Annotated in this window: 8 protein-coding genes; 6 read left to right on the forward strand and 2 right to left on the reverse strand. The window is 58.1% G+C overall.

Annotated features, from left to right (window positions below):
• Positions 1-56 precede the first annotated feature (56 nt).
• Positions 57-2,096 carry an NADH:flavin oxidoreductase gene (locus tag I9182_RS19565; RefSeq protein WP_209599379.1) on the reverse strand — a complete coding sequence of 680 codons (2,040 nt, stop codon included), beginning with the start codon at positions 2,094-2,096 and terminating at the stop codon, positions 57-59.
• 279 nt (positions 2,097-2,375) lie between these two features.
• Positions 2,376-3,302 (reverse strand): LysR family transcriptional regulator, encoded by a 927-nt coding sequence (locus tag I9182_RS19570; protein ID WP_209507934.1) that lies wholly within the window; start codon positions 3,300-3,302, stop codon positions 2,376-2,378.
• Between the two features lie 157 nt (positions 3,303-3,459).
• On the opposite strand from I9182_RS19570, the gene I9182_RS19575 reads away from it, so the two are divergent.
• The 6 genes from I9182_RS19575 (at position 3,460) to I9182_RS19600 (ending at position 8,804) form a co-directional block, all read left to right on the forward strand.
• Complete coding sequence (locus I9182_RS19575; RefSeq protein ID WP_209507932.1) at positions 3,460-4,476, forward strand: TRAP transporter substrate-binding protein; 1,017 nt, start codon at positions 3,460-3,462, stop codon at positions 4,474-4,476.
• Between the two features lie 67 nt (positions 4,477-4,543).
• On the forward strand, positions 4,544-5,080 hold the full coding sequence (locus I9182_RS19580) for a TRAP transporter small permease (protein ID WP_209599380.1): 537 nt from the start codon (positions 4,544-4,546) through the stop codon (positions 5,078-5,080).
• A 17-nt stretch (positions 5,081-5,097) separates the two neighbouring features.
• On the forward strand, positions 5,098-6,438 hold the full coding sequence (locus I9182_RS19585; RefSeq protein WP_209599381.1) for a TRAP transporter large permease: 1,341 nt from the start codon (positions 5,098-5,100) through the stop codon (positions 6,436-6,438).
• Between the two features lie 17 nt (positions 6,439-6,455).
• Positions 6,456-6,950: a universal stress protein gene (locus tag I9182_RS19590; protein WP_209599382.1), complete on the forward strand. Its 495-nt coding sequence runs from the start codon at positions 6,456-6,458 to the stop codon at positions 6,948-6,950.
• Between the two features lie 26 nt (positions 6,951-6,976).
• Positions 6,977-7,363 (forward strand): nuclear transport factor 2 family protein, encoded by a 387-nt coding sequence (locus I9182_RS19595; protein ID WP_209507924.1) that lies wholly within the window; start codon positions 6,977-6,979, stop codon positions 7,361-7,363.
• A gap of 37 nt (positions 7,364-7,400) precedes the next feature.
• On the forward strand, positions 7,401-8,804 hold the full coding sequence (locus I9182_RS19600) for an FAD-binding oxidoreductase (protein ID WP_209599383.1): 1,404 nt from the start codon (positions 7,401-7,403) through the stop codon (positions 8,802-8,804).
• Positions 8,805-8,894 lie beyond the last annotated feature (90 nt).

Raw genomic sequence — 8,894 nt, forward strand, 5'->3', positions numbered from 1 at the left:
ACTGTCAGGTGAAAAGCTGTTTGTGGTGTGCTTGGCCGAGGTGTGCTTCAATGATCTCACCACCGAAGCCCCAAGCGCAGCGCATCATAAATGGCGGCATGCGTGTTGCGTGATGAAACGGCATCGCCGATCCGGTACAGATCAAACCCCGCCTCTGGGACGGATTGCGGAAACACGGGGCCGGACCCGCCGACCAGCGCTTCATAGTCCACGGCGCCCAGGTTGCGCGACAGCGGTTTCAGATCGAAGTACAAATCATCCAGTGGTAAAATACCCTGATTGACAACCACCTGATCATACAGGCGCTTTTCCACCAGGTCCGAGTAATCCGTTCCAATGGCTGCCTCCAGCTGGTTGCCTGATCGCACCAGTGATTTCAGCGTCCGGGCGACTGTGAACACGGCCCCGGTCTTTTGCAGGGCCCGCATGTAGGGCACCAGGTTCATCCCCATGATTTCGGGGGCAAAACTGCGGTCGCGGGTCATGATTTCTACCCGCCCCCCTGCTTGCGCGATAGCCTCAGCCGCCATCAGGGCCGGGTGATCCCCCGCATCGTCATAGATAAGGACATTGTCGCCGGGGCGCACATCACCGGTCAGGATATCCCAGGCAGTAATCGCCAGATCGTTACCCGTTTCCAGAACCGTCACCTCGGGCAACCCGCCGGTTGCGATCACCACCATATCCGGCGCAAGCGCGGTTACAGCATCGGCGTCCGCAAAGGTGTTGAACCAAAATGTCACGTCGCGCGCCGCGCATTGGGCCATGCGCCAGTCGATGATCCCGATCATCTCGGCCCGACGTCGGGATTGCGCGGTCAGCCGCACCTGACCGCCGGGTTCGGGGGCGGCCTCAAGAACCGTGACGTCATGCCCGCGCTCGGCCGCGACCCGCGCGGCCTCAAGCCCGCCGGGGCCTGTGCCCACAATCACCGCGCGGCGGCGCGTTTCTGCGGTGGGGATCACATGCGGCATCGACAATTCGCGCCCGGTGGCCGGGTTGTGGATGCACAGCGCCTCACCCGCCTGATAAATGCGGTCAAGGCAGTAGGTGGCACCGACGCAAGGCCGGATATCCTCTTCCCGTCCGGCCCGGATTTTGGCAACGATCATCGGATCGGCCATATGCGCGCGCGTCATGCCGACCATGTCCAGCAGGCCCGAGGCCACCGCATGCCGCGCCGTTGCCACATCGGGAATGCGCGCGGCGTGAAAGGTCGGCATCCCAACCTCGGCCCGCACCCGCCCGGCAAAATCCAGATGGGGTGCGCTTTTCATTCCCTGAACCGGGATCACATCCGTCATGGCCGGGTCGGTATGAATACGCCCGCGAATGATGTTCAGGAAATCGACCTGACCACTGTCGCGCAGCCTTCGGGCAATCTCCAACCCTTCCGCTTCGGTGATGCCGCCCTTTTCCACCTCATCGGCGGTATAACGGACCCCTATGATGAAATCGCGCCCGACGCGGTCGCGGATTGCATCCAGAACCATGAAGCCAAAGCGCAACCGGTTGTCCAGATTGCCCCCAAAAGGCGCATCCATCCGATTGGTCATCGGCGACCAGAACTGATCGATCAGATGGCCGTAGGCCTGCAATTCAATTCCATCCAGCCCGGCGGCCTGCATCCGTTCGGCAGCATCGGCGTAATCGGATACGATCCGCGCAATGTCGAAATCTTCCATCTTCTTGGCAAAGGCCCGGTGTGCCGGTTCCCGGTCGTGCGACGGCGACAGGGACGGCAGCCAGTCACCCTTGTTCCAGCCCGTGCGCCGCCCCAGATGGGTCAGCTGGATCATCACCGCACAGCCATGGGTATGGCAGGCATCCGTCAGCTCCGCCATCCAGCGGACCACCTCGTCCTTGTAAGCCAGGATATTGTTGAACGCAGGCGGGCTGTCGCGGCTGACAACGGCCGACCCCGCCGTCATGGTCATCGCAACCCCCGCTTTGGCGCGCACCTCGTGATAGGCACGATAGCGTTCCGTCGGCATCCCATCTTCGGGATAGGCGGGTTCGTGACTGGTCGTCATGATCCGGTTTTTCAGCGTCAGGTGCTTTAGCTGATAAGGTTGCAGCAAGGCATCGCGGCTCATGGTAGCGCCTCGTGATCGGTTTGAGTGCGCAAGGCGGCAACAGGGTCGGATGACATGCGGCTCTCCGGTTGACTGGGGGCAAGAGGTGAGGGTCTTTGCCGATTGAAATCAAACTGGAATTGCCAAGTCAAATTTGTTTTCAATCGGACGTTTTCGACCCATTTTCCTCATGCCTTTCGCCGTAGTGGACAGGACAAGCGCGGCCGCGCGCCCCCGGCTGGCGCATGTCATCGGTTAATAAACGGGGTGCCCTTGCACAAACATGCGACAAGGCCGGGCTCAGGGCGCCTCGGAATGGACGCTCAGCAGGGTTTCCAGAAACAGCTTGGCCGCGCGCGTCGGATCCGGCTGTTTCCGTGTCACCGCCGCAAAGCGCGTTCTGTATTTGATGTCCTGCGGCATCACCTGCCTCATAAGCCCCTTATCAACAAATTCCTGCGCCAGATGGTCCGGAAGAAAGCCCAGATAGCTGCCTGACAGAATAAGTGTTGCAAGGGCCTGCTCGTTCTGCACTTTGGCGGCGCGCCGAAACCCCAGTTGCTGGCCATAAATCAGGTTGGGTGAGTTCACGTTCAGACCCGCATAGTTGTATGCCTGAATGTCCCGCAAACTCAGTATGTCGGCGGCTTGGCTGAACAACGGATTGGCCTGCCCGCAATACAGAAACATGTTTTCCCCATAAAGTGGCGCATAATGCAGGCTTGCCGAGGGGCGGTGCAGGGCGATGATCCCGACATCCAGCTGCCCGCTGATAACCATGGTCTCAATGACGTTGGGCGGTTCGATTGACAACTCGATCTGGATGGCAGGGGCGGCTTCGTTGAACCTGTGAATGGCGCGGGCAAGGCGCGCTTCGGGGTTCGTGGTACACTGATCGAACAGCGCCACGCGGATACTTCCTGCCAGTTGCTGCTTGATCTCGTTGACTTCTGTTCTGAACTGAGAAACCGAAATCAGCAGGTCTTCAGTCGCGGCCAGCACTTTCTCGCCGTCTTCAGTCAGGGAAAAACCCGCCGGGCCACGGTTGCACAGCTTCAGATCCAGCCGAAGCTCCAGATCCGATATGTGTTTCGAGATTGTTGATTTCCCGATGTTGAGCTCATTTTCCGCCGCTGAAAACCCGCCGCTTTCCGCAACGGTTTTGAAAACCCGAAGAAGGCGGATGTCCGTATCCCCAATGCGGGTGGCCAGTGGGTTCTGCCTCATATTAAAAGTTCGACATTTGTGAAACCTTTCGCGCAAATATTAACAACGACGAAACCATGTTGGCAAGATAGCCTCTTGTGGCCGAGGCAGAATCGGACTGGCCACTTTCTCCCCAGGCCATCGCGCACCTCGAAACACGACAAATGGGAGGACATCCATGTCATTTATCAAAAAGCTTGGCACCATCAGCGCCGCCGTTTCTGTTGCTGCACTGATGGTTGCGGGCGCGGCTGATGCGAAGAACTTCAAGATCGCGGTGGGCGATAGCGCAGGAAGCGCACAGGAAGCTCTGGGCATCGCCTTCGTCAAGGCGCTGGAAGAGAAATCGGGCGGTGCCCACACCGCAACGCTGTTTCTGAACGGTCAGCTGGGGTCCGAACAGGACACCGTGAACGAGGCGGCGATCGGAACGCTGGATATGTCGCTGCTGGCGATCAACAACATCACGCCGTTCTCGCCTTCGGTCGGTGTTTTCACGCTGCCTTACGTGATCCTCAGCCTGGAAGATGCCGAAAAGCTGACCCAGGGCCCAATCGGTCAGGAACTGGTCGAAAACACCATCCGTGATGCCGGCGTGCGCATCATCGGCTGGACCTATACCGGTTTCCGCCGCCTGACCAACTCGAAAAAGCCGGTCAAATCGGTTGCTGACCTTCAGGATCTGGTCATCCGCGTTCCCAAGAACGAGATCATGATCGAAACCTACAAGGCATGGGGTATCAACCCGACGCCGATGGCATGGTCGGAAACCTTCACCGGTCTGCAAACCAAGGTGGTCGACGGGCAGGACAACCCTTACCTGACCATCAACGCGATGAAGTTCTACGAGGTTCAGGACCACGTCACCAACCTGCGCTACATCTTCTCGATTGAACCGCTGATCGTATCAGAAGCTGTCTTCCAGGATCTGTCCGCAGAAGATCAGGCAATCCTCCTTGAAGCAGGACAGGAAGCCACCCTGGCATCCGCTCAGTTCCTGCGGGATTCCGAAGCCGCCATCAAGGAAGAGCTGACCGCCAAAGGCATGGAGATCATCGATCCCGAAAACGACGAAGCCGAGTTCATCGAACTGGCGACAAGTGCCGTATGGCCCCAGTTCTACGACTCCATCGGTGGCGTCGAAAAACTGAACACCGTTCTTGAAGCCATCGGCCGCGAGCCGGTGCAGCAATAATCGCCGCAGAGCGATACCGGGAAGAGCGCCACGGCGCTCTTCTCATCTCAGGGAGGAGTGAAACCACATGTTCTGGAAATTTCTGGACAACATAGAAAGTGTCATCTGCCGGATACTCTTATCCGGCTTTGTCTGCCTTTTATTCGTGCAGATCATCGCGCGCGAAGTCTTCGGCTTTTCAGTCAGCTGGATCGAAGAACTCTCGGTCTACATGTTCGTATGGTTCGTCTATTTCGGCGCAAGTTACGCCGCCCTGAAAGGGGCGCATAACCGCGTGACGTTCCAGTTCAAATTCCTGCCTGACGGGTCGATCAAATATGTCGAAGCCTTTGCCGACCTCTTCTGGCTCTTCTTCAATGTCTACTTCCTCTATCTGGCGACAGACTTTGTTTTCAACAAGATGAACAAGTTCTGGAAATCCCAGACACTGGGCATCGAGATGAAGTATATCTACATGGTGCTGCCCATCGCTTTTGCGCTGATGACCTTCCGCATCATTCAGGTGAATTACCTCCGCCTTGTCAAAGGCGAGGACATTCACGATCCCGACCAGATCGATCTGGACGAGATCAAGGCCGCTGCCGAAGCGGCCAAAGACCACTGAGACCGGGAGGGGTAACCATGGAATCCGAAATCGTCACGGTCCTGTTTGGATCATTTCTGTTCTTGCTGCTCATTGGCGCGCCGATCACGGTGGCGCTGGGTGTCGCGTCGCTGATCTCGTTTCTCTATCTGGGCGACAACCCGATCAAATTCGTGCAGATCGCCTTTACATCCGTGGGCTCGTTCCCGCTGATGGCGCTGCCAGCCTTTATCCTCGCCGGGGCCCTGATGGAGGCTGCCGGTATCTCAAAACGCCTGATCAACGTTGCCGAAAGTCTGGCCGGTCCCTTCACCGGTGGTATTTCGGCCGCAACGGTCATGGCTTGCCTGTTCTTTGGTGCCATCTCGGGCTCGGGCCCGGCAACAACCGCGGCTGTTGGGATGCTGATGATCCCGGCGATGATCGACCGCGGCTATGAGCGCGGCTATGCCTCGGCGATCACTGCGTCCTCTGGCGGCCTCGGGATTATTATTCCTCCCTCCATCCCGATGGTGATCTTTGGCATTGCCGCGCTCGGTATGGCTCCGCCGCCCGAAGCTGTCGAGAAATTCGGCACTTTCCAGTCGGTTTCGATTTCGAAACTGTTCATTGCCGGGTTCGTACCCGCCTTCCTGATCGCCACAAGCCTGCTGATCCTGAACTATTTCATGTCGAAAAAGCGTGGCTACAAAGGCGTCGCCGAGGGCTGGTCGATCCGCAATGTCGGGTGCGAGATGTATCGCGGGTTCTGGTCGCTGATGGCTCCGCTGGTGATCCTGGGCGGTATCTATACCGGCTTTTTCACCCCGACCGAGGCTGCAATCGTCGCGATCTTCTACACCCTGTTCGTGGGTGTTGTCATCTATCGCGAACTGACCTGGCAGTCGCTGTTCCAGTCGCTTGAAGCCACCACATGGCTAACCGGCCGCGTTCTGCTGATCCTGTTCACAGCAACGGTGTTTGGTCGTCTGCTGGTAGAAAACCAGATCCCGGCAATCATCGCAGAAGGGATGCTCAGCTTTACCGAAAACCTCTATGTGATCTGGGCGCTGATCATCTTCTTCCTGCTGTTCGTCGGCATGTTCATGGAAACACTGGCCACCATCCTGATCCTTGTTCCGGTGATGCTGCCGGTGGCCTATTCGGTGGGTATTGACCCGATCCATTTTGGCGTGGTGATGGTCTGTACGCTGGGCATCGGGTTCCAGACGCCACCATTGGGCGAGAACCTGTTCATCGCATCCGGTATCTCGAACATCTCGATCGAACAGATCTCGTTGCGCGCGCTGCCCTTTGCGGCCGCCAACACGATCGCGATCTTCATCATCGCCTTCTTCCCTGAACTGTCGCTGTGGCTTCCACGGCTGTTTGGCTACTGATCTGAAAGGATGACGACATGAAACAGATGGTCACCAACATCCTGTTTGCCACCGACCTGTCCGAAAACTCGGGTCACGCCATGCGCCATGCCGCCAGCATCGCGCAGGCCACCGGGGCGGAAATTCACGTGCTGCATGTGAACGAACCCCTGTCGGAAGACGCCAAGATCACGATGGAAATATTCATCATGAACGAAGAGACCCGCAAGACCGCGATTGAGCGTCGTCACGAGATGGTGCGCAGGGTTCTGGCCGAACGGCAAGCCAAGTTCTGGGCGCAGTTCGACGGCGACGACGGGAAAATTCGCGATCAGGTCACCTCGGTCGAGGTGACTGACGGCCATCCCGCAGAAGTAATCCTGCGCCGCTCGGTCGAACTGGGTTGCGACCTGATCGTATTGGGCGCGCATGATCACGGCTTTTCGCACACCTTCCTGGGAACGGTCGCAAAACGCGTTTTGCGGCGCTCCAGGATCCCGACACTGATCGTTCCGAACCCGGACGAAATGTAACAACCCCACTGACAAGGAAGTACAAAATGAACAAAACCCTGACCGCGCAGGACCTGGCGGACACGTTCGACGCGTTCAACCGCCACGACATCGACGGCGTGATGACCCACTTCGCCGACGACTGCGTGTTCTACACCGTGGCCGGTGACGAGAAATACGGCAACAAGGTTGAAGGTGCCGAAGCCATCGCCGCCGCGTTTTCGGGCGTCTGGGCAGGCATGAAAGACGCCCATTGGGATCATCACAGCCACTTTGTCCACGGTGATCGTGCCGTGTCCGAGTGGACCTTCTCGGGAACCGATGCAAACGGTATGCGGATCGAAGCTGAAGGTGCGGATTTGTTCACCGTTCGTGATGGTAAAATCGTTGTAAAACAGGCGCTTCGCAAAACGCGCCCAATGTTCAAAGCCTGATCCGCCGCCCTGCACGCAGCCTCGGAGAAAAACAAGAATGGTGGATAACAGCATCCCGCGTCACTGGCCCAAGGCCAGCTATGACCCCAAATATGACCCGATCATTGATGCGGGTCCGGGTCACAATCGCGACCACGCGCCCACATATTGGATTGGAACGGCCGGAACACCTCCGGCCGATGATGGACCTGTGTCCAGCGATATGGATGCGGATGTGGTGGTGATCGGATCGGGGTATACCGGCCTGTCCACCGCCATCCATCTTGCCAAGGAACACGGCATTCAAGCCATTGTTTTAGAAGCAAATACCGTCTCTTGGGGCTGCTCCACCCGCAATGGCGGGCAGGCCCAGATCTCATCCGGGCGGCTCAAGCGGTCGCAATGGATCGAACGGTGGGGAACGGACGTGGCCAAGCGCATGCATGCCGAGGTCACAGAAGCGTTTCAGCTGTTCAACGAGCTGATTGCGTCGGATGATATCGATTGCGACCCGCAGCCGGGTGGCCACTACTACATCGCGCATCGCGACAAGGTCATGCCGTCTCTCAAGAAAGAGAGCAAGCTGCTCAACGATGTGTTCGGCTATGGCTCGCGCATTCTCTCTCGGGAAGAACTGCATGAAAAGCACGTACGCGATATGGAGGCCGCAGGTGCCATGTGGGAACCTGACGGGACCTGTATCCATGCGGGTAAACTGGCGTTCGGATACGTCAACATGGCACGCCGTCTGGGGGTGAAAATTCACACCGGCAGCCCAGTCATGGGATGGCAGACGAAGAACGGCGTGCATCATTTGCGCACACCGGGCGGCATCGTCCGCGCCAAAACGGTGGCCTTGGCCACCGCGGGCTATACCCCACCGGGTTTGAACACGCGCACAAAGCACCGCCTGATGCCCATCCTGTCCAACTCGATGGTGACACGGCCGCTGACCCAGGCCGAACTGGATGAGTGTGGCATTCAGACCAAATCACCCCTGACGGACACCCGCACCTTGCGCCATTACTATCGTTTGTTGCCCGACAACCGGATGCAGATCGGCAGCCGCAGCGCGGTAACGGGGCGGGACGCCGAGAACGAAAGACATCTGGAGCTTCTGAAAAAGGGTCTCGCCCGAAAGTTCCCGGCACTGACGGATATCAACCTCGACTATTCGTGGTGGGGCTGGGTCGATGTCAGCCACGACATGATGCCGCGTATCTTCCAGCCGGACCCGGAACAGCGCGTGTTCTACGCGATGGGATATGGTGGCAACGGCGTGATGTACTCGGCTCAGGCCGGGCGTCGTATGGCACAGCTGATCGCGGGCAAGAAAGACAAGGCCTTTGCCCTGCCGATCTTCACGTCCCCGCTGCCCAGCCATGGCATCCTGACACCCTTCCGCCGCCTGGGTCAGCGTATAGCCTATGTCGGCTATTACCTCCGAGACGAAATACTGTAATTTACCAACGCTTTGGCGTTCCGAAGATAAGGAAACACCCCTATGAAGATGACGACGGAAGAGGCCTTTGTTAAGGTTTTGCAGATGCAT

Source organism: Ruegeria sp. HKCCSP351 (assembly GCF_017872535.1).
Classification (GTDB): Bacteria; Pseudomonadota; Alphaproteobacteria; order Rhodobacterales; family Rhodobacteraceae; genus Ruegeria.

Excerpts from the sequence above, each read along its gene's own strand:
- I9182_RS19565 (WP_209599379.1), bottom strand. The coding sequence starts at position 2,096 with ATGAGCCGCGATGCCTTGCTGCAACCTTATCAGCTAAAGCACCTGACG.
- I9182_RS19570 (WP_209507934.1), bottom strand. The coding sequence starts at position 3,302 with ATGAGGCAGAACCCACTGGCCACCCGCATTGGGGATACGGACATCCGC.
- I9182_RS19575 (WP_209507932.1), top strand. The coding sequence starts at position 3,460 with ATGTCATTTATCAAAAAGCTTGGCACCATCAGCGCCGCCGTTTCTGTT.
- I9182_RS19580 (WP_209599380.1), top strand. The coding sequence starts at position 4,544 with ATGTTCTGGAAATTTCTGGACAACATAGAAAGTGTCATCTGCCGGATA.
- I9182_RS19585 (WP_209599381.1), top strand. The coding sequence starts at position 5,098 with ATGGAATCCGAAATCGTCACGGTCCTGTTTGGATCATTTCTGTTCTTG.
- I9182_RS19590 (WP_209599382.1), top strand. The coding sequence starts at position 6,456 with ATGAAACAGATGGTCACCAACATCCTGTTTGCCACCGACCTGTCCGAA.
- I9182_RS19595 (WP_209507924.1), top strand. The coding sequence starts at position 6,977 with ATGAACAAAACCCTGACCGCGCAGGACCTGGCGGACACGTTCGACGCG.
- I9182_RS19600 (WP_209599383.1), top strand. The coding sequence starts at position 7,401 with ATGGTGGATAACAGCATCCCGCGTCACTGGCCCAAGGCCAGCTATGAC.